Below are 21,390 nucleotides of genomic sequence, written 5' to 3'. Positions count from 1 at the left end.
CGGTTTGTTTGTCTCTCTCGGAGAGAGCTTTTATATCATATCATATACAGCCCATCTTGTCAAGCCTTTTTTTTGCTTTTGGATAACTGCACAGCATCATAGCATTTCTTGTCGAATTTTAGTGACAGGGTGCACAAATAGTTTAGCATTATCAGCCCTTTACAACTAATTACACACTCTTCTATACCTCCTTCACTCTTAAATACTTACACTTAATATATTATATTTGCCTCTACTTATATACTTCCCTACTATACTTACCATTTGCCATTTACATAGTCTATCCTCCCCAAAACCGAATATACATATAACATACATTATATCCCCTGCCTGATATCCGATCACCTCTCAGCAGCTTATACTATATGATATCCTCTCATTCATATGACTGTCAGACTCCAATACACGTTGTATTATCTTTTTCTTTTCATTATATGTACTTATTTTTACCCCCCAAAACAGGCGTTTGTATATATTGACTAATCAATATGTTAGATTAGTCGAATTTATACTTCAAATCTCCAAAAATTAGCATATGATAACAAAAGGTCTTGACATACGACAAAATCGGGTGTATTATATATTACGGTTAGTGAGAGCTAACCATATTAAATGACATTAAGTTAGCTTAATCTAACTTAATAAATAAGGCGGAGGAAGATATGATGCCGTTAACTTTAGCAACTGCAGGAGAAGAAAACATCATTAAAAAAGTAGGCGGAAATCCTGAGACAAGAAAGTTCCTTGAGAACCTTGGCTTTGTTGCAGGCGGAACCGTTACCGTTATCAGCGAGATAAGCGGCAACGTTATCGTCAACGTCAAGGAATCAAGAGTAGCCGTTTCAAAGGAAATGGCAAGCAAGATCATGGTATAATAAGGAGGAGGTTTTATAATGACACTCAAAGAAGCAAAGATTGGCTCAACAGTAACTGTAAAGAAGCTTACAGGCGAGGGCGCTGTAAAGCGCAGAATTATGGATATGGGTATCACCAAGGGTACCGAGATCTATATCCGTAAGGTAGCTCCCCTGGGCGATCCCATTGAGGTAACCGTCCGTGGATATGAGCTTTCGCTCAGAAAAGCTGATGCTGAAATGATCGAGATCGGCTGAGCCGTTTCGATTTTAGCATAGGCACAAGTTAGCGTACTCAAACTTTATTGAAAGGATCTATGATATGGAAATTAAAATCGCACTTGCGGGTAACCCTAACGCAGGTAAAACCACACTGTTCAATGCGCTGACAGGTTCAAACCAGTTCGTAGGTAACTGGCCCGGCGTAACAGTTGAAAAGAAAGAGGGAAAACTCAAGGGTCATAAGGACGTTGTTATCACTGACCTTCCCGGTATCTACTCTCTTTCCCCTTACACCCTTGAAGAAGTAGTTGCAAGAAACTACCTCATCACCGAGCGCCCCAACGCTATCCTCAATATTATTGACGGTACTAACCTGGAGCGTAACCTTTACCTCACCACTCAGCTGGTTGAGCTTGGAATCCCCGTTGTATGCGCTATCAACATGATGGACGTTGTCCGCAAGAACGGCGACAAGATCAACACCGATCAGCTTGCCAAGGAGCTTGGATGCAAGGTCGTTGAGATATCCGCTCTGAAGGGCACAGGAATCAACGAGGCTGCCGAAGAGGCTATCAAGGCTGCGGAGTCCAAGGTTCCCATGATCCCCCAGCACAGCTTCTGCGGCTGCGTTGAACACGCTATCGCTCATATTGAAGAAGCTGTTCTCCACGATATCCCCGAGGAGCAGCAGAGATGGTACGCCATCAAGATTTTTGAGCGTGATGATAAGGTCCTTGAAAAGCTCAACATTCCCGCTGACAAGAGAGAGCACATTGAGCAGGATATCGTTGCTGCCGAAAAGGAAATGGACGACGACAGCGAGAGCATCATCACCAACGAGCGTTATATCTACATCGCTTCCATTATTAAGGACTGCCTCAAGAAGAAGAACAAGGGTGAGCTTACCGTTTCCGATAAGATCGATAAGATCGTTACAAACAGAATCCTCGGTCTCCCTATTTTCGCAGTTGTAATGTTCCTGGTTTACTACATCGCAATGGTAACAGTCGGAGCTTCCGCAACAGACTGGGCTAACGACGGTCTCTTCGGCGACGGCTGGCACCTCCTCGGAATAGGCACAGGTGCTTACGAAGAAGCTGCTGACGAATACGGCGATTCCCCTGCTATCATTGAAGCATTCATTGAAAAGGCTCAGGAAAACGGCACCGATACAGCCGATATCGAAGATGCTATTGATCCCGAATCCGAAGCATTCAGCGTTGATGCAGCTGCTGCAAAGCTTTCCGAACTCACTGCAATGTTCACCGAAGCTGATACAGTTACATACACTGTAGAAGATGAAGAAACACTTGCTACAGAAGATGTTGAAGCAACAGGCGCTGATCTTGCAGATGCTGTTGACGCATTTGTTAAGTATAACTGCGCAGATCCCGATCCCGCTGATTACGGTGTATGGGTTCCCGGTATCCCCGTTCTCATCGGTGACGCAATCGAAGGCACACCCGATTGGCTCAACGGTCTTATCCTTGATGGTATCGTAGCCGGTGTTGGTGCAGTTCTCGGATTTGTACCTCAGATGCTGGTACTCTTCCTTCTCCTCGCATTCCTTGAGTCCTGCGGTTACATGGCTCGTATCGCATTCGTAATGGACAGAATCTTCAGAAAGTTCGGTCTTTCCGGTAAGTCCTTCATTCCTATGCTGGTAGGTGTAGGCTGCGGCGTTCCCGGTATCATGGCTTCCCGTACTATTGAAAACGAAAGAGACAGACGTATGACTGTCATGACCACAACCTTTATCCCCTGCGGCGCTAAGGTTCCTTTCATCTCCATGGTAGCAGGTGCTATCTTCGGCGGTTCTCCCTGGGTTGCAACCTCCGCATACTTCATCGGTGTTGCAGCAATCATCATCTCCGGTATCATGCTTAAGAAGACTAAGATGTTCTCCGGCGATCCTGCTCCCTTCGTTATGGAGCTTCCCGCATACCACCTTCCTACAGTAGGCAACCTCCTCAGATCCATGTGGGAGCGTGGCTGGTCCTTCATCAAGAAGGCAGGTACAGTAATCCTTCTTTCTACAATCTTTGTATGGTTCACCACTTACTTCGGCGTTGTTGACGGCACATTCCGTATGCTCAGTGAGGACGAGATCGACTTCAGTATCCTCGCAGCGATTGGCGGCGTATTCGCTTGGATCTTCAAACCTCTCGGCTGGGGCAACTGGCAGGCAGCCGTTGCATCTATCACAGGTCTCGTTGCAAAGGAGAACATCGTTGGTACAATGGGTATCCTTTACGGCGGCGGAGATGCTTCCACATATGATGCTATCGCAGCAGCCTTCACAAGCGTAAGCGGTTACTCCTTCCTGGTATTCAACCTCCTCTGCGCACCTTGCTTCGCTGCAATGGGTGCTATCAAGAGAGAGATGAACAACGGTAAGTGGACAGCATTTGCTATCACATATCAGTGCGGCTTTGCTTATGCAGTTGCTCTCTGCATCAACCAGATCGGCAACCTCTTCACAGGCAATGTAAATATTCTTGGTCTCATCGTTGCCATTGCGATCATCGTATTCATGATCTACATGCTCGTAAGACCTTATAAGGAAGCAACACGTCTTTCCGACAATAAGGTAAAGGCTTAATTAAAACCCGGTAATAACTGTAAGCGGGGACGGAGCTTCCGTCCCCGACTTTTAAAGGAGTGTTCGATATGGCAACAGTAATAGTTTTGCTTATACTTGCAGCTATCGTAGGACTTGCAGTCCGGTCTATCGTTAAGGATAAGAGGTCGGGCAAATCCACCTGCGGCAACAACTGCGCACACTGCGCAAGTGCAGGAATGTGCCATTCGGCTTCCAAACGCAAAAAATAACAATACCATAATACCTCCTAATTAATACTGATCTTTAATCAATCTACAGACAAATCCTCGGCTGAAATAAGCCATTCTTCGTCAAGCTCCCTTGCCGGGCGGCAAGCCCGCCTGCGGTCGCTTTCCTTGACTGGTCTTATTTCATCTGTCGGTTTTGCCTATAGAGCGATTGAAGATTAGTATAAAACAGCAAGCCGCCGTATCAACTTAATGATACGGCGGCTTGCTATTTTTGCTTATTAAGATTTATCTGTCCGCAAGAGAAGTGTATTCTCTGTGCTTGCTTACGCTCTTGTATGCGGGACGGATTATCTTTCCTGCGTTGGAAAGCTCCTCGATACGGTGAGCGCACCAGCCCGAAATACGTGCAATGGCAAAAAGCGGAGTATAAAGCTCGGGAGGAAGTCCCAGCATACTATATACAAATCCGCTGTAGAAGTCGACGTTTGCGGAAACTCCCTTGTAAATATGTCTTTCATGAGAAATTACCTTGGGAGCAAGCTGCTCTACCATGTGATAAAGTCCCAGCTCCTTTTCCATGCCCTTTTCAGCGGCAAGCTTGTCAACAAAGCCTCTGAAAATATTTGCTCTGGGGTCGGAAATGGAATAAACCGCATGACCCATACCATAGATAAGACCCGACTTATCAAAAGCGTCCTTTCTGAGAAGACGTGTAAGGTAGCATGCCACCTCTTCCTCGTCGGTCCAGTCGGAGATATTCGCCTTGAGATCCTCAAACATTGCCGTTACCTTTACATTTGCGCCGCCGTGCTTGGGACCCTTGAGGGAACCGAGAGCCGCAGCAACTGCAGAATAAGTATCGGTGCCAGAAGATGTTACAACATGAGTGGTAAAGGTGGAGTTGTTTCCGCCGCCATGCTCCGCATGAAGCACCAGAGCAATATCCAACACCTTTGCCTCCAGCTCGGTAAACTTGCTGTCGGGGCGGAGAAGATGAAGAATGTTCTGAGCCGTTGAATACTCAGCCACAGGCTGGTGGATTATGAAGCTCTCGCCGTCAAGATAATAGTTCTTGCACTGATAGCCGTAAACCGCAATAAGGGGCATAAGTGCGATAAGCTCCAGCGACTGCCTCAGCACGTTGGGGATAGATGTATCATTGGGATATTCGTCATATGAAAACAGGGTGAGAACTCCCCTTGCAATGCTGTTCATGATATCGCTGCTGGGGGATTTCATCATAATGTCACGCACAAAGGTGGTGGGAAGCTTTCTGTAGTCCGCAAGCAGGTCGCAGAACTCTTTCAGCTCGGCTTTATTGGGCAGCTTTCCGAAAAGGAGCAGATAAGTGGTCTCCTCGAAGCCAAATCTCTTATCCTTGCCGAAGCCATTGACCAGGTCATTTATGTTGTATCCTCTGTAAAAAAGCTTTCCGTCGCATGGGATCATCTCGTTATCCTCAATGGTATAGGAAACTATCTCGGATATTTCGGTAAGACCCGCCAGAACGCCCTTTCCGTTAATATCTCTCAGACCTCTTTTTACTTCATACTTGGAGTAAAGCTCAGGGTCGATGGCACCGTTGCTGACGCACATATCAGCCAGACGCTCGATCTGCGGAGTAACATTTGAGAAGCTGTAGTGTAAAGCCATTCGTTTCATCCTTTCTAAATACGGAGGCTCGTCTTTCGCCGTCCGATATCACATTGATATTATACTAGCACAATCTATTATAACATAAACGTTTGAAATTTACAAGACGGTAAATCAAACACAAGAAAAGTTTCATCAAATTATCACAAAAGCCAATACTCAAGCTAAATTTATTCATATTTATAGTATCTCAAAACTTTCAACAAATGTCTGTGAAAATATAATGAAATTATTGAAAATACTATTGCAACGGCGCATATAATTATGTTATAATAATATACGTGTATAAAATTTACTGCACACAGGAAAGGATCGGATGATTTATGAAAGGCGACCTTCACGTACATACTACTCTTTCCGACGGTTCATTGGGTGTTGAAGATGTCATTGCCCAGGCAAAGCGCATAGGGCTTGACTTTATATCCATTACCGACCACGACACAATGTCGTCGATCTCAAGGGCAAAGGTCCTGGGAGACCGATACGGAATACAGACCATTCCCGGCGTTGAGCTTACCGCATGGGACAAGACCCGTGGCAGAAAGGTGCATATCCTCTGCTATGCTCCCCAGAAGCCTGACAGACTGGAGGGTATCTGCCGCAGATGCAGCGAGATACGTCAGTCCTGCGCAAAGGAGACGGTGGAAAATGTCCTGAAGCTCTATCCCATAACTGCTGAGGATATCACAAAGCACGTTGTGGGCTCAAAAAGCATCTATAAGCAGCATATCCTTCATGCGCTTATCGAGTACGGCTATTCCAACCACTTCTACGGAAAGCTGGACGATGAGCTTTTCAACGAAAAAACGGGTTCCTGTATAGTTGAGCGTGAATATCCCGATATCAACTATGTGCTGGATCTTATCCATTCCGCAAGGGGTGCAGCGGTCATGGCTCACCCTGTGGTGTATGATTCACTTGAACTGCTGGACGATCTCGCCAAGGAGGGCAAAATCGACGGAGTTGAGGTGTTCCACTATTCAGCCAATGAGGAGCAGCAGGCAACACTGCTGGCAAAGGCAAATGAATATGACCTTATCGTAACAGGCGGCTCCGACTTCCACGGACTTTATAATATGAAGCCCACACCAATAGGGATGTACACCACCGACAAGGATAACATAGACCGAATCCTGAAGCTGTGCAACAAAAAATAAGTACTGAAAGGTGATAAAAATGACTGTAGAATATACACCCAAGGGCGTTTGTTCCAGAAAGATCGAAATTGATATCGAAAACGGTATCATCAACAAGGTTCGCTTTGTAGGCGGCTGCAACGGCAATACTCAGGGCATCTCCAAGCTCGTTGAAGGCATGAAGGCTGAGGACGTTATCTCCCGTCTCGAAGGCGTAAACTGCAACGGCAGAGGAACATCATGTCCCGACCAGCTTGCCAAGGCTCTTAAAGAAGCCATCAAGCAGGCAATGTAATGAGCATTTTGGCAAAAAGCACACCGTCACAGGTGTGCTTTCTTTTGATAGAACTGGTTCTGGTGCTGCTTTTCCTGCTGTTCCTGGCAGCGGCAGTATTCACAAAGCCAAACATCGGCAGCGCTGCGGGAATGTTTATCTGCGCCCTGCTGACGGTCATACTTGTAAAGCGCAGCGCATTTGTGAGCCTTATAAAAACAGCTTACAAGACACAGGCGGGAAAGATGATAATAACCGCCATAGCCGCCCTTGCGGTAATAGGCGTGATAACGGCAATAGTCATATCGGTGCTGATGATAAGTGCAGCGAATAACTTGCCCGATGAGCCGACGACCGTAATAGTTCTCGGGTGCAGAGTAAAGGAAAACGGGCCGTCTCTTATGCTGCAAAAGCGCATTGACGCCGCTTATGATTATATGACCGAGAACGAAAACGTCATATGTATCGCCTCAGGCGGACAGGGCAGCGACGAGCCAATGTCCGAAGCTCAGGCAATAAAAAATTCACTTGTGGAAAAGGGCATCTCCCCCGATAGGATAATCATGGAGGACAAGTCAGAAAATACGTTCCAGAATATAAGAAATTCCCTTGAAATATTTGACAGCATGGGAATGAGCCGAAAGGCAGTCATCATCACCAGCGAATTTCATCAGCTGCGTGCAAAAATGATAGCCTCAAAGCAAGGGCTTGAATGCTACAGTAAAAGCTCACCCACCTATCCCCCTCTGCTGCCCTCCTATTGGGTAAGGGAGTGGTTCGGCGTGCTGCACGAGCTTATAATAGGAAGAAAATAAAACTGGGCTGTTGCATAAGATGCAGCAGCTCATTTTTTTAAAGCTTGTGTGGCACTAAACAAAAAAATCCGCACAAATAAGCACAAAGGTAAAGGGTTTAGGTCAAGCCTTTTTCCCGAAAGGCTTGCAGGTTTCCAAAGGGCGGAGCCATTTGGTCGCTGTCCGCAGACAGCGAAATCTTTTCGCTTGCAATATGAATGATTAAAACGTTATCCGACTGAATAAAAAGTCCTAAAGCCGCCTGCACTGAAAATTAAAAATCACGCTAAACAAATATTTTATCTTTAATATACCAAAATCTTTTTTTGCAGGCGGCTTGAAACTGAGAGCAATTTCGCAGAAATTGCGTTTCAGTTTCCGCCGTAAGGCGCAGGTACGGACAAATGAAAAAATCACCCGCAACAACATCATAACACAAAAGGCTGCCGCAGCATAACGCTGCAGCAGCCATATTTTTATCTTGACAGCCTTGTTTTTAAATGCTATAATGAAAATCAAAAGCTGTATATCAGCAAAGATATATAACTCTACATGATATATCATACCACATTTTAAGCAATTTTTCAATTAGCATTTCAAACAAAACAAGGAGACTGATATTGTGTATCTTCTACAACTGAATAACAAAACAAAGCTTGCCAAAACCGCCGATGATATTTTATCCCTGTCGCAAAGATATTCGGAAATAACCCTTACCCCAAAGGAAGCATATGAGCTGGCAGCCGCCGAGGCTTCTGCTTATAATGACAGTGGACGTGTATTTTTCGGTGAAAGTGTCCTCCCAATAATGATAACCTCATTTTCACAAAGCAGCTATCTTCCCAAAGAGCAATCGGATTTTTTCGCTGAGCTTGCGGAGATATTCGCCTATATGAAAAATGAGACCCACGATAATTTGTCCGACAGAGCCGTAATAGCCAAAATGTACGCATTATGGGAGCAAAAAAGCGGCGGAAGCCTTGAAATGCTCCGCTCACTTATCGAGGAGGAACTATGAGCAACGAAATAGTATTCGGAAAATTTGGCAGCCTTTCCCCCGAAAACTACACAATGGAGCTTATAAGTCTCTGCATCGAAAGCGGTATGCTGAACACCGCCAAACAGCTTGAAATAAAAAAAGCCCTTGAAAACGAATTTACCGAAACAGCCATGCAGTCCACCCGCAGGCAAAGCGGAAGCATATCCGAAAGCAGGGCACAGCTGCTTGCTTCTTCCGTGTTATATCGCTCGGACGTGTATCTGCTCAGCCTGCGCTCCCACGAAAAAGCCGCAAGTGCCCTTGTAAATATGCCCATGAGCAGCATATTGAAGCAAGGCTCGACGGAAATTCTCAGGCTTTTTGAGGAAAGCATGAAAATATTTCGCACCGCCTACAATACCCGCATCAACGCAGATAATCACGAGTACCACTATGTCACCGAAAAGGCCTATGACGAATTCAGACGCAACTATTCCGCACAGTTTGACGGCGCAGGCTGCCCATGTAATATAGACTATCCCCTGCTGGGTCAAAACGCCTGCGACAGCAAGCTTAAAGGTGTAATGTTCATCTGCGATTATTACCGCTGCATTTGCCTTGAAAACAAGCTCTGCCGCCTTTTCAGCGAAGCCGATATTATCCGCCTGCTTGAATCCTACGCTCATGAACGTAATGACGACTACAGGCAAATGTACCTGAACATTGCCGAGGTAATTGCGGATAACCTTCTTGGCAGAGCAATTATTGGGAAGCCGTTAGCCCTTGAGCTGACGGAAAATGACGTTAAAGACATCGGAAGCCGCTGCAAGGGTCTGACGGCTGACAGCATAACATCGCTGCTGGAAAAAGGTCTGTCAGCATATTACAAAGCCATAAGCTCCCCGCCTCTTTATATGTATCTGCGGCAGTATGCTCCCGCATTTGCCATTCGGCTTGGCAGCGCCGTTCAATCAGGCGGCACAGCGGGAGTTTTTACCGTAATCAAAGCTTGACAAAATCGCCGTTACATTATATACTGAGAAAAAACTTATCTATGGTGATAATATGCGTATATTTTACAGCACATCAGCGCAGCTGCGCTTTTTTTCCTGCGGAAATTTTGTGAGCCGTGAGACTTTTACACACCAGCGGCGCACGCTTAACTGCTGCGTTCTTATCCTCGTTACCGAGGGCACGCTGAACATAACATCGGGCGGAAAGGAATACGCCGTTTCCAAGGGCGAATATATCCTGCTCCCCGCCGATGAGGAGCATTTCGGACACGCACCCTCCGACGGCAGGCTGTCCTATCTTTGGGCGCACTTCAAGCCCATTGTCCCCTTTGAAATATATGAGAGCGGCGTGACGGAAAGCTTTGAAATAGCTATCCCCGAATATGGCAGTGTCCCCAACAGCCGCTGTGAGATGCTTTTCAGGCAGCTTCTGGATTTTTCCCGCCGTGAAGATCTTTACAGCGAGGCTCTCCCTGCCTGCTCCATGTCTCTGCTGCTTATGGAGCTTACACAGGAGCATATCGACAGCGTAAACGGCAGCCGATCAAGTATCTCCCCCGTCATAGCTTCCGCCCGTGAATGGATAAAATCCAACTGCCACAGGCAGCTTTCCGCCTCGGATATTGCAGCAGAATTTCACTACAACACCGAATATTTTTCCGCACTTTTCAAAAAGGAAACGGGCATACCCCTTATAGGCTTCCTTAACAAATGCCGCATTGAAGTCGCAAAAAATCTACTGTCCTCGGAAAATGTAAGCATAAAAGAAGCCGCATTTTCATGCGGCTTCAACGACGAAAAATATTTTATGAAAATGTTCCGAAAGCACGAGGGCATGACCCCCATGCAGTACAAAAATTACTTCTTGGTGAAGTAAACTGTGTATGTCTCGTCGGTAACATCGTAAAGGGGCTTGAAGGTGATGTTCACAGGCTGACCCTTTGTGTGGTAGGAATTCTGCTTCCAGGGGAATGTGCCGTAGGTGTGCTCTGTCTGCCATGTGAATACGCCGTCGGGATCGTCCGCTCCCACAAGCCCGCTGTCCTTGTCGATGATGCCCGCAAGAACGATAGGACCGTCAACAGCCGCAGCCATTTCGGGCATATCGGGCAGGGACTCCATAACTATTCCGTTGGGGAAGAATATCTGAACCATGTCGCTGTTCCATTCGGCAGTAATGTTCAGGTATCCGTCGGCAATGTCAAGGCTCTCGGGCTTTTTGCCGTTGATCTCCACCACAGGTTCACCCTTTGCCCATGCGGGTATTCTGAAAGCAACGGTAAACTTCTCGGGAGAAGCGGTCTTTACGATGAATTTCAGCAGCCATCTTGACATCTGACCGTCATCATGCTCATCAAAGAAAGCCTGATCGTTATAGTACTTCATGCCCGTGGTCTGCTCAATGGAAATGCTGTTGCCATTATGGTCAAACTCATATTTTGAGGGGATATACTGGCTTACGATAAGCTTATTGCTATCCTCATCTCTGTAATAAATAAGCTCGGGGTACAATGCCTGCGCCTGCACCATGGTTCCATGGCAGCACCAGAAGTCGTGGGTCTTGCTGCCCCATTTCTTTTTGCTTCCCGCAGCAAGTGGCAGGAAGTATGTGGGCATACCTGTAACTGCATTCTGTTGAGCAAGGAAGCCGTTGTAAAGGCTGCGCTCTATGTAATCAGCATACTTCTTGTCACCAGTCCACTTGAAGAGGTAGGAAGCAACTCTTACCATATTATAAACTGTGCAGAACTCCTGATTTGTCTCGCCGAGGAAATGTCCCTGCATATAAGGAGGAACCCAGAATTCGCCTGCATTCTGTCCGCCGGTGCAGTACATTCCACGGTCGGTAACTGCAAACTTCCAGAAACGCTCAGCCAGGTCTCTCCATTTTTCGTCGCCTGTTACCTCATAAAGCTTTGCAGCGCCGTGGATAAAGGGAATGCTTGCATTTGCGTGGCAGTTGGAAAGAGGATCCTTGCCTGCCGCAAGATTTCCGAAAAGTCCGGGATTCCAGTATCTCCGGGCAAGGGTCATGTACTTTTCATTCTTGGTTATCTCGTAAAGTGAAGCCCATACCTCCAGCATACCTGCTTCCTCGCCGCTGTAAACAGCGTGGGGATTAACGCTCTGCATAGCCTCAGTCCAGCGGAGATACCAGTCAGCCAGGTGGTCGATTATCTCTATTGCCTGCTCATTGCCTGCATAGGTGTAAGCGTGCATAAGTCCCATTATGGTCTTGTGCATAACATACTGAGGAGACCATATGTACTGTCTCTTTGCAAGCTTGTCAAAGTATTTTTCGGGGATAGAGCCTATCCACTCGCCGCCGTTGAGCTGCTGGCAGCGTGCAAGCTCGGAGATTATCTTGTCAAGCTTTACTTTCAGCTCTGCGTCATGGTCATATGCCACATAGTAGGCAGCAGCGGAGAGCCAGTGACCAAGGAAATGACCTCTCAGCTGGCAGGTGGGAGCTTCCCAGCCCCAGTGGAGATTTGCCTTTGCTGGGTCATCTACTACCTGCAGTCCGGGGATAATTATTCCTGCCTCAAGGTAGAAGTTCTGGAGCAGGCACTGCGGATCCAGTCCTATAAGATAAGCACGGTTAAGGGACATTCTCTCACGGAACACGCCGGGGAGAACGGTAACATTTTCTTTATATGCGGTCTTTAACATACCAAGCAGCTCCTTTGATGTGATTTTCATTGACATCATTATAGCATATAATTTTGGATTTGTCGGTAGATAAAACCGCATATAAGGTCAACATTTTTACCTATCTTTATCTGATAAAGTACGAAACGAACACAATGATTATCATTGCGGGAGAGAGATATTTTATCATAACATCAAACACTCCCGCCAGCCTGAAGGGATATCTTCCGTCGGAGGATATCTCCCGCTCCATATTCTTTCTCCCCCATATCCGCCCCGCAAGAATACAGAGGGAAAAGCCTCCCAGCGGCATTATTATCTGGTCGGAAAGGAAAACAAACAGTTCAAACACCGTCAGCCCGAAGATCCTTACGTCAGACAGCACACCGTAGGAAAGGGAAGCAGGCACGCACAGCAGACCTATTATAATGACAGGTATAACCGTGGCTTTCAGCCGTGAAAGCCCATAACGCTCGGTGAGGAACGAAACTATAGTTTCCAGCAGAGAAATTGAAGAGGTTATCGCCGCAAAAAGCACAAGTGCAAAGAACACCGTTCCCGCAATACGCCCATAGCTCAGTCCACCGAACACCGCCGTCAGGGTGGAGAAGATAAGCCCCGCTCCCTCGTCAGGCTCCAGCCCCATGGCAAACACCGCAGGAAGCACGGTAAGTCCGCTTATCATGGCAATAGCTGTGTCAATGGTGACGATTATCCATGTGCTGCGGCTCAGGTCGTTGTCCTTTTCAAGATAGCTGCCGTAGGTTATAAGAGTGCCCATTCCCAGCGACAATGAGAAAAACACCTGTCCCATGGCTTTAACAACAATGTCAGCCACATCGCCGAAGCTGCTTATCTTTGAAAAGTCAGGCATAAGTAAGAACTTCACGCCCTCCGCCGCCCCGTTCAGGGTCAGGGAATATATCATCAGCCCCACAAGGAACACCAGCAGCAGCGGCAAAAGCACCGACGACACCTTTTCAATGCCCTTTGATACACCGAATACTACTATAATGCCGTTTATCAGCAGAAAAACCGTCTGCCATACAACAGGCTCCGCCGTCATAGTGCTGTATTCTGAGAAGTATGAGGGCAATGGGATATTCCCCGAAGCTGTGCTGAAAAGGTATTTCATCACCCAGCCGCCGACGGTGCAGTAATAGGCAAGCACCGCCGCAGAGCCTGCCACGCCGAAGCCTCCCGCAAAGCCCCAGCCCTTTTTTATCTTTTCGCAGGCATCTACCGCATTGCTTCCGCCGTGCCTGCCCACAGAAAGCTCCGTCAGCAGAATGGGATAGCCCAGCACCAGCACAAAGAAAATATACACAGCAAGGAACAATGCTCCTCCGCCTGTGCCGCAGACATAGGGGAACTTCCAGATATTTCCCAGTCCCACCGCCGAACCTGCGGCGCTCATTATGAAGCCAAAACCCGTTGACCATTTGTCTCTGCCGCTTCCGCTGACATTTTTGCTCATACGATCATTCCTTTGCTGTAACATTCAACAGCTATTTTTCCCCATACATAGCCGTTTATCCATTGTCGTCCGAAAACGTGGCAAAAATAATTATTATAAAAATGTTAAATCTGAATTTTACCTATTCCTATGAAAAACAAAATGTGGTATAATAGTCAAAGCAGCGCCGAAAGAGATAGTAACGGCGTATATCAAACCGCATTTATCATTTATATAGGAGAGCATGAATATAATGGATGATTTCATTAAGGCAAAGAAAGCCGCACTGGAAAAGTATTTTGAAAAAATGAACGATAAGCAGAGGGAAGCTGTTTTCGCCATCAAAGGCCCCGTACTTATCCTTGCAGGCGCAGGAAGCGGAAAGACTACCGTTCTTGTCAACCGTATCGCAAACATGGTCCTGTTCGGAAACGCTTATCAGGACGAGGAAGCATATGCGGCTCTTTCCGATGACGACATTGCGTTTTTGAATAATTATAACGGCGAAAGGGACGAGGCAACCGTTTCAAGACTTGCCGAGATAGTTGCTTCCGACCCCGTAAAGCCATGGAACATACTTGCAATCACCTTTACAAACAAGGCTGCGGGTGAGCTTAAAGAAAGACTTGCAAAGATGCTGGGCGAGGAACAGGGCGGTCAGGTAAACGCCTCCACATTCCACTCTGCCTGCGTGCGCATACTCAGAAGAGAGATCGACAAGCTGGGCTATGCTTCGGGCTTCACAATCTACGACAGCGATGACAGCCAGAGACTTATCAAGACCTGCATGGAAGCTCTTGACATTTCCGATAAGGCATTTCCTCCAAAGGCAGTGGCTGCGGCAATATCCTCCGCAAAGGATAAGCTCATCACTCCCGCCGCTTTTGAAGAAGAGTCCGCCGGAGACTACAGAAAGGTCACTCTCGCAAAGATATACAAGGAATATCAGACCCGTCTTAAAGAGGCAAATGCCCTTGATTTTGACGATATCATCATGCTGACCGTTCAGCTGTTCGAGTCTCAGCCAGATGTGCTGGATCATTACAGAAATCTGTACAAGTACATCATGGTCGATGAGTATCAGGACACCAACACCGCTCAGTACCGCCTTGTTTCCCTGCTTTCGGAGAAGAGCGGAAACCTCTGCGTTGTAGGTGATGATGACCAGTCCATCTACCGTTTCAGAGGCGCTACAATCGAAAATATCCTGTCATTTGAGCAGCAGTTCGAGGGCTGCCACGTTATCAGACTGGAGCAGAACTACCGTTCCACCCAGAATATACTTAACGCCGCAAACTCCGTTATCGCAAACAATATGAGCAGAAAGCCCAAGTCCCTGTGGACAGATCTGGGCGAGGGCGAAAAGATAACAGTTTACAAGGCTTCCGACGAGGCTGCCGAGTCCAAGTTCGTTGCAACTACTATAATGAACGGCGTAAAGGACGGCAGAAAATACAGCGACTTTGCGGTTCTCTACAGAATGAACGCACAGTCAAACTCACTTGAAAAAGCATTTTCCGCACAGTCTATCCCCTACCGTGTTATCGGCGGTATGAGGTTCTATGACCGCAAGGAAATAAAGGATATCGTTGCATATCTCTCCGTTATCAACAACCCCGATGATATGCTCCGCTTCAAGAGAATAGTAAACGAGCCGAAGAGAGGCATCGGCGACAGCACGCTTTCAATGATAGAGCAGATCTCCATTGACCTGAAGCTGTCACCCATTGATGTAATGAAGAACTCCGAGAGCTATGCTCCCCTGAGCAAAAAGTCCGCTTCCCTTGTAAAGGCTTCCGAGATATTCACCCACCTGAAAGAAGCTGCCGACAAGCTCCCTCTTGACAAGCTGTTTGACGCAGTTATCGAGAAAACAGGCTATGCTACCATGCTCAAAGGTCAGGGCGATGAGGGTCTCACCCGTCTCGAAAACATCGAGGAACTTAAATCCAACATTGCCACATATATGCAGGCAAAGTCCGAAGCAGGCGAAGAGGCTACACTTTCCGGATTCCTGGAGGAAATTTCCCTCTACACCGATATCGACAAGCTTTCCGCAGATGATGACGCAGTTTGCCTTATGACCATGCACTCCGCAAAGGGACTGGAGTTCCCCATAGTGTTCATCGTAGGCATGGAGGACGGCATATTCCCTCCTATCCGCACCATGGACAATCCCGAGGAGCTTGAAGAAGAGCGCAGACTGGCATACGTGGGCATCACCCGTGCAAAGGAAAAGCTGTACATCACCCACGCTCAGCAGAGAATGCTGTTCGGTTCCACCCAGCGCAACTTCCAGTCCAAGTTCATCAAGGAGATAGACAAGGACTGCATCGACAGAGTTGACGGAACCGTAAAGACCACAAAGAAAAAGGACGATGACATCATCACCGCTCCCGTTTACACATACACTCTCCAGAGCCAGCTGGCAAACAAGAAAATGGAGTCCGCCAAGAAGGCAGCCGCCGTTGACTACACCGCAGGCGAGAGAGTAAAGCACAACGTTTTCGGCGAGGGAACCGTTATCTCCTCCAAGCCCATGGGCAACGACCATATGCTTGAAATTGCATTTGATTCAGTCGGAACCAAGAAGATCATGGCAAACTTTGCTAAGATAGTAAAGATATCATAAGCGAATATAACAAAAGAGGGCTGCTGCGGTTTAACACTGCGGCAGCCCTCTTTTCGTTCTATACCGCAAATTCCTTGACTTTTAAGGCAAACCATGCTATGATAAAATCAGAATAATGCGGCAGATGTCATGGGGATCTGCCGCAAATATCAAGGAGTGAGGTCAATGTTTGAAAAGCTATTCAAACTAAAGCAAAACAACACCACAGTCAAGACAGAAATTGCGGCAGGCATTACGACTTTCGTTACAATGGCATATATACTTGCGGTCAATCCGAACATTCTCTCCGCAGCGGGCATGGACAGCACGGCGGTGCTTCTTGCCACCTGCCTGGCATCATTCTTCGGAACGCTCATTATGGCGTTTGCGGCAAATCTGCCGTTTGCGCTTTCGGCAGGAATGGGACTGAATGCGTACTTCGCTTACACCGTATGCGGCATTATGGGCTATTCCTGGCAGACCGCACTGCTGGCGGTATTTATAGAGGGAATAATTTTTATCGTTCTCTCGCTGACAAAGGTTCGTGAAAGCATCTTCAACTGTATCCCCTTGGAGCTGAAACGTGCCGTATCGGTGGGAATAGGTCTGTTTATCGCATTTATCGGACTTCAGAATGCAGGACTTGCAGTTGATTCGGCAACGCTTGTATCGCTGGTTGATTTCCGTGAGAACTTCCCGACCTCGGGCATCTGCGCACTGCTTGCAATCATCGGACTGATGATAACAGCTGTCCTTTATATCAAAAAGGTAAAGGGTTCAATACTCATCGGCGTGTTCGGCACATGGATACTGGGCATAATATGCCAGCTGACAGGTATATACGTTCCTGACGGCGAAAGCTATTTCTCGCTGTTCCCCACATTTGCAATGACCGATTTTTCCAAGCTGGGCGAGACCTTCGGTCAGTGCTTCAATGCCGACCTCGGTTCAGTGGGAATATTCAATTTCATTGCCGTTATTTTCTCGTTCCTTTTTGTTGACCTTTTCGATACTCTGGGCACAATCATCGGAGTAAGCACAAAGGCAAATATGCTTGATAAGGACGGCAGACTGCCTGCCATCAAGCCCGCACTTATGGCAGATGCAGTTGCAACATCGGCAGGTGCGGTACTGGGAACATCTACCACCACAACCTTTGTTGAATCCTCGGCAGGCGTTGCGGCAGGAGGAAGAACAGGCCTTACAGCTCTGACAACAGCGGTGCTGTTCCTGCTGTCAATGTTCCTGGCGCCCATCTTTATCGCCATTCCCTCATTTGCCACAGCTCCTGCGCTGATAATCGTAGGCTTCCTTATGTTCTCCACCATCGCCGAACTTAAAGTAGATGAGACAAACTACACCTCTGCTATCCCCGCATATCTTTGCATACTTGCAATGCCCCTTTTCTACAGCATTTCTGAGGGTATCGCCATCGGTATCATTTCCTACGTTGTAATAAACCTCGTATGCGGCAAGGCAAAGCAGATAAATCCGCTTATGTACGTGCTTGCGGTGATGTTCGTGCTGAAATATGTATTTCTTTGATAAAACACGGCACTATACTGATGTATGGGAGGGTCTTACTTGAAAGAGCTTAAAGATTATATAACAAATATTCCCGATTTTCCTCAAAAGGGCATAATTTTCCGTGATGTTACATCTCTGCTGCAGAGCGGCAAGGGCTTTTCGGCGGCAGTTGATGAAATGCTCGGTCAGCTTGATGACATTGAGTTTGATGCTGTGCTGGGACTTGAAGCCAGAGGCTTTCTGTTCGGTGCGCCCATAGCTTACGCACGTAAAAAGAGCTTTGTCCCCGTCCGCAAAAAGGGCAAACTCCCCAGAGCCACAGTCTCTGCGGAATATGACCTTGAGTACGGCAAGGCAGAGATCGAGATACACACCGATTCCCTGAAAAAGGGTGACAAGGTCGTGATAATAGACGACCTTATCGCCACAGGAGGAACTCTTGAAGCGGCAGCAAAGCTTGTTGAGCAGCTGGGCGGAGAGGTGGTAAGGATCGTGTGTCTTATTGAGCTTACCGACCTTAAAGGCAGGGAAAAGCTGAAAAATTACGATGTCCGCTCGATAGTTACCTACGAGGGAGAATGAGTTTATAAAAATCGGAGCTGTCACAGTATTATACTAATCTTTAATCGTTCTATAGACAAAGCCGACAGATGAAATAAGACCAGTCTAGGAAAGCGACTGCAGGCGGGCTTGTCGCCCGGCAAGGGAGCTTGACGAAGAATGGGCTTATTTCAGCCGAGGATTTGTCTATAGGTTGATTGAGGATTAGTATTAAGCTGTGGCAGCTCTTTTTGATGTAATACTAAGCACCAATTAAAAACTATACAAAAAATCGAGCATGATCTTGCATATATGGATTATGCGACGATTTTTTGTCTATAGTTTTATTGGTGATTAGTATTATTATCCCGCAAAAGAATTATTCAATGCCCTTTACAGTGTAATCCTTATCCTCGACTGCCTTTTTAAGAACATCATCGGGAACGTCCTTGCTGAGTGAAACAGCTGCAATGCCCTTTTCGTGGCTGACCTCGTTAACGGTAACGCCGTCAATAGCCTCCAGTGCCTTCTTAACAGCAGCCTCACAATGGCCGCACATCATGCCTTCGATCTTGATAGTCTTAGTCATAGTATTTTTCTCCTTTTTCTTTGATTGCTTGATTTTTTTATCCTTATCGGCATTGTGAATGTCGAAAAAGTTCAGTCTGAGAGCATTTGTTACAACGCAGAAGCTGGAAAGGCTCATTGCCGCAGCCGCAAACATGGGGTTCAGCTGCCAGTGGAACAAAGGTATCCACACACCTGCCGCAAGAGGTATGCCTATTGCATTGTAGAAGAACGCCCAGAACAGGTTCTGGTGAATGTTCCTCAGTGCCGCACGGCTGAGGCGAATCGCAGCGGGAACGTCGCTCAGGCGGCTCTTCATCAGCACCACATCTGCCGCATCTATGGCCACGTCCGTACCTGCGCCTATGGCAATGCCGATATCCGCACGGGTAAGAGCGGGAGCGTCGTTTATTCCGTCGCCAACCATAGCCACCTTGCCCTCGTTCATCAGCTTTCTGATAACGCTTTCCTTGCCGTCGGGAAGCACGCCTGCGATTACCTCGTCAACACCTGCCTGTCTGCCGATAGCGGCAGCGGTCTTTTCATTGTCGCCCGTGAGCATTACCACACGGACGCCCATATTTTTAAGCTCCCTTACCGCCTGAGGGCTGTCCTCCTTGATAACGTCCGCCACGGCTATAACGCCTGCAAAAGCACCGTCACAGGTGAACATAAGGGGAGTTTTGCCCTCCTCCGCAAGAGCTTCGGACTTTTTCTTCATTTCCTCGGAAATATCCGCCTGAGAGCTTATGAACTTCACGCTTCCACCCAGAAGCTTTTTTCCGCCCGATACTGCGGAAAGTCCGTTGCCTGCAAGGGCTGTGAAGTTCTCGGTGCTGTCGGGAATGATATTTCTCTCTGTGCCAAGGTCGATGACCGCCTTTGCCAGAGGGTGCTCGCTGTTCTTTTCAAGGGTGCAGGCAAGCTTTAAGAGAGATGATTCGTCATAGCCCTCGGCGGGGATAATATCCGTTACCTTAGGCTCGCCCATGGTGATAGTACCTGTTTTATCAAGGGCACAAACAGTTACCTTTCCTGTCTGCTCCAGAGAAGCGGCAGTCTTGAAAAGTATGCCGTTCTTTGCGCCCATTCCACTGCCCACCATGATAGCAACGGGAGTTGCCAGACCCAGCGCACAGGGGCAGCTGATCACCAGCACGGAAATACCCCTTGCCAGTGCAAAGCCTACTGTCTGACCCGCCAGCAGCCAGACCAGAGTAGTTACTACTGCAATGGAAATAACCACAGGAACGAAAATTCCCGAGACCTTGTCCGCAGCCTTTGCGATAGGCGCTTTTGTGGCAGCGGCATCGCTTACCATTTTGATTATCTGTGAAAGGGCAGTGTCCTCGCCGACCTTTACGGCACGACACTTGATAAAGCCCGACTGGTTTACTGTTGCGGCAGATACGCTGTCGCCAACTTCCTTATCCGCAGGAACGCTCTCGCCTGTGAGCGCAGACTCGTTCACAGCACTTCTTCCCTCAATAACAACGCCGTCCGCAGGAATGCTCTCGCCGGGGCGCACAAGGAAAATATCGCCGATGACTATCTGTTCTGCGGGAACGGTAACTTCCTTGCCGTCACGCTCAAGAGTAGCAGTCTTGGGAGCAAGCTTCATCAGGCTTTTCAGTGCATCGGTGGTCTTGCCCTTTGAACGGGCTTCAAGCATTTTTCCGAGAGTGATAAGGGTAAGTATCATGGCAGCCGATTCAAAATAGAACTCGTCCATGTACTTCATCACAGCCTCATGGTTGCCTCTCATCACCGCATCTGTCATGGCAAACAGCGCATATGTGCTGTAGATAAATGCAGCCGATGAACCCAGAGCCACCAGAGTATCCATATTGGGCGCACGGTGGATAAGGCCCTTGAAGCCGCTTATAAAGAATTTCTGGTTGATGACCATTATAATAATGGTGAGCAGCATCTGGATAAGACCCATGGCAACGTGGTTATCCTCTATCACCGCAGGAAGAGGCCAGCCCCACATCATATGACCCATGGAGAAATACATAAGTATCACAAGAAAAACCAGTGATACTATAAGGCGCTTTTTCAGCACGGGGGTAGCCTTGTCCGCCAGAGCGTCATCGGAGGGGGCGCTGCTTTTTTCCGCACCCTTTACGGAAGCGCCGTAGCCTGCCGCCTCCACCGCAGCGATTATCCTTTCGGGAGAAGCGCTGCCCTCAACTCCCATTGAATTTGTAAGCAGGCTCACCGAGCAGGAGGTAACGCCCTCAACTGCCGATACAGCCTTTTCCACACGGGTGCTGCACGCCGCACAGCTCATACCCGTAACATTGTACTGTTCCATAC

The 21,390-nt window shown here is 47.6% G+C and carries 17 protein-coding genes; 13 read left to right on the top strand and 4 right to left on the bottom strand.

The genetic code is table 11. The annotated features are described in order from the left end of the window. The first annotated feature begins 662 nt into the window (after positions 1 to 662). From OCV68_RS13140 to OCV68_RS13125, 4 genes are all read left to right on the top strand, one after another. Positions 663 to 875 (top strand): FeoA family protein, encoded by a 213-nt coding sequence (locus OCV68_RS13140; protein WP_022473921.1) that lies wholly within the window; start codon positions 663 to 665, stop codon positions 873 to 875. Between the two features lie 15 nt (positions 876 to 890). Beyond that, positions 891 to 1,112 (top strand): FeoA family protein, encoded by a 222-nt coding sequence (locus OCV68_RS13135; protein WP_337673776.1) that lies wholly within the window; start codon positions 891 to 893, stop codon positions 1,110 to 1,112. A gap of 64 nt (positions 1,113 to 1,176) precedes the next feature. Next, positions 1,177 to 3,678: a ferrous iron transport protein B gene (feoB, locus tag OCV68_RS13130; RefSeq protein WP_262573313.1), complete on the top strand. Its 2,502-nt coding sequence runs from the start codon at positions 1,177 to 1,179 to the stop codon at positions 3,676 to 3,678. A gap of 68 nt (positions 3,679 to 3,746) precedes the next feature. Beyond that, the gene (locus tag OCV68_RS13125) at positions 3,747 to 3,908 is read left to right on the top strand and encodes a FeoB-associated Cys-rich membrane protein (RefSeq protein ID WP_022473924.1); all 162 of its coding nucleotides are present in this window, start codon (positions 3,747 to 3,749) and stop codon (positions 3,906 to 3,908) included. Between the two features lie 246 nt (positions 3,909 to 4,154). On the opposite strand, the gene OCV68_RS13120 is transcribed toward OCV68_RS13125, so the two are convergent. Continuing rightward, a complete protein-coding gene (locus OCV68_RS13120; protein WP_262573311.1) occupies positions 4,155 to 5,522 on the bottom strand; it encodes a citrate/2-methylcitrate synthase in 1,368 nt (455 codons plus the stop codon). Positions 5,523 to 5,845: 323 nt separating this feature from the next. Between OCV68_RS13120 and OCV68_RS13115 the strand changes: the two genes are divergently transcribed. From OCV68_RS13115 to OCV68_RS13090, 6 genes are all read left to right on the top strand, one after another. After that, positions 5,846 to 6,679, top strand: a complete 834-nt coding sequence (locus OCV68_RS13115; RefSeq protein WP_147621857.1) for a PHP domain-containing protein — start codon at positions 5,846 to 5,848, stop codon at positions 6,677 to 6,679. Positions 6,680 to 6,698: 19 nt separating this feature from the next. Further along, the gene (locus OCV68_RS13110) at positions 6,699 to 6,953 is read left to right on the top strand and encodes a TIGR03905 family TSCPD domain-containing protein (protein ID WP_022474068.1); all 255 of its coding nucleotides are present in this window, start codon (positions 6,699 to 6,701) and stop codon (positions 6,951 to 6,953) included. Between the two features lie 44 nt (positions 6,954 to 6,997). Continuing rightward, positions 6,998 to 7,747, top strand: coding sequence for a YdcF family protein (locus OCV68_RS13105; RefSeq protein WP_262573308.1), 750 nt, complete (start codon positions 6,998 to 7,000; stop codon positions 7,745 to 7,747). A 601-nt stretch (positions 7,748 to 8,348) separates the two neighbouring features. After that, positions 8,349 to 8,744, top strand: coding sequence for a DUF6323 family protein (locus OCV68_RS13100; RefSeq protein ID WP_262573305.1), 396 nt, complete (start codon positions 8,349 to 8,351; stop codon positions 8,742 to 8,744). After that, on the top strand, positions 8,741 to 9,718 hold the full coding sequence (locus OCV68_RS13095) for a DUF6179 domain-containing protein (protein WP_262573301.1): 978 nt from the start codon (positions 8,741 to 8,743) through the stop codon (positions 9,716 to 9,718). The genes OCV68_RS13100 and OCV68_RS13095 overlap by 4 nt, the downstream gene beginning before the upstream one ends. Before the next feature lie 52 nt (positions 9,719 to 9,770). Then, on the top strand, positions 9,771 to 10,595 hold the full coding sequence (locus OCV68_RS13090) for an AraC family transcriptional regulator (protein ID WP_262573299.1): 825 nt from the start codon (positions 9,771 to 9,773) through the stop codon (positions 10,593 to 10,595). Here OCV68_RS13090 and OCV68_RS13085 read toward each other — a convergent pair. Both OCV68_RS13085 and OCV68_RS13080 read right to left on the bottom strand, forming a co-directional pair. Then, the gene (locus OCV68_RS13085; protein WP_262573297.1) at positions 10,577 to 12,391 is read right to left on the bottom strand and encodes a glycoside hydrolase family 127 protein; all 1,815 of its coding nucleotides are present in this window, start codon (positions 12,389 to 12,391) and stop codon (positions 10,577 to 10,579) included. The genes OCV68_RS13090 and OCV68_RS13085 overlap by 19 nt on opposite strands. Positions 12,392 to 12,497: 106 nt before the next feature. Further along, positions 12,498 to 13,847: a sodium-dependent transporter gene (locus OCV68_RS13080; RefSeq protein ID WP_262573295.1), complete on the bottom strand. Its 1,350-nt coding sequence runs from the start codon at positions 13,845 to 13,847 to the stop codon at positions 12,498 to 12,500. Between the two features lie 232 nt (positions 13,848 to 14,079). On the opposite strand from OCV68_RS13080, the gene OCV68_RS13075 reads away from it, so the two are divergent. From OCV68_RS13075 to OCV68_RS13065, 3 genes are all read left to right on the top strand, one after another. Beyond that, entirely contained in the window at positions 14,080 to 16,458 is a 2,379-nt protein-coding gene (locus OCV68_RS13075) for an ATP-dependent helicase (protein ID WP_022474827.1), read from the top strand. A gap of 165 nt (positions 16,459 to 16,623) precedes the next feature. Beyond that, a complete protein-coding gene (locus OCV68_RS13070) occupies positions 16,624 to 17,982 on the top strand; it encodes an NCS2 family permease (RefSeq protein ID WP_262573292.1) in 1,359 nt (452 codons plus the stop codon). A 39-nt stretch (positions 17,983 to 18,021) separates the two neighbouring features. After that, complete coding sequence (locus OCV68_RS13065; protein ID WP_262573289.1) at positions 18,022 to 18,546, top strand: adenine phosphoribosyltransferase; 525 nt, start codon at positions 18,022 to 18,024, stop codon at positions 18,544 to 18,546. A 337-nt stretch (positions 18,547 to 18,883) separates the two neighbouring features. On the opposite strand, the gene OCV68_RS13060 is transcribed toward OCV68_RS13065, so the two are convergent. After that, entirely contained in the window at positions 18,884 to 21,388 is a 2,505-nt protein-coding gene (locus OCV68_RS13060; protein WP_262573287.1) for a heavy metal translocating P-type ATPase, read from the bottom strand. Between the last annotated feature and the right edge of the window lie 2 nt (positions 21,389 to 21,390).

This window comes from Huintestinicola butyrica (assembly GCF_025567215.1).
GTDB classification, from domain to species: Bacteria; Bacillota; Clostridia; order Oscillospirales; family Ruminococcaceae; genus Huintestinicola; species Huintestinicola butyrica.
This window is presented reverse-complemented; position numbering and strand designations above follow the sequence as displayed.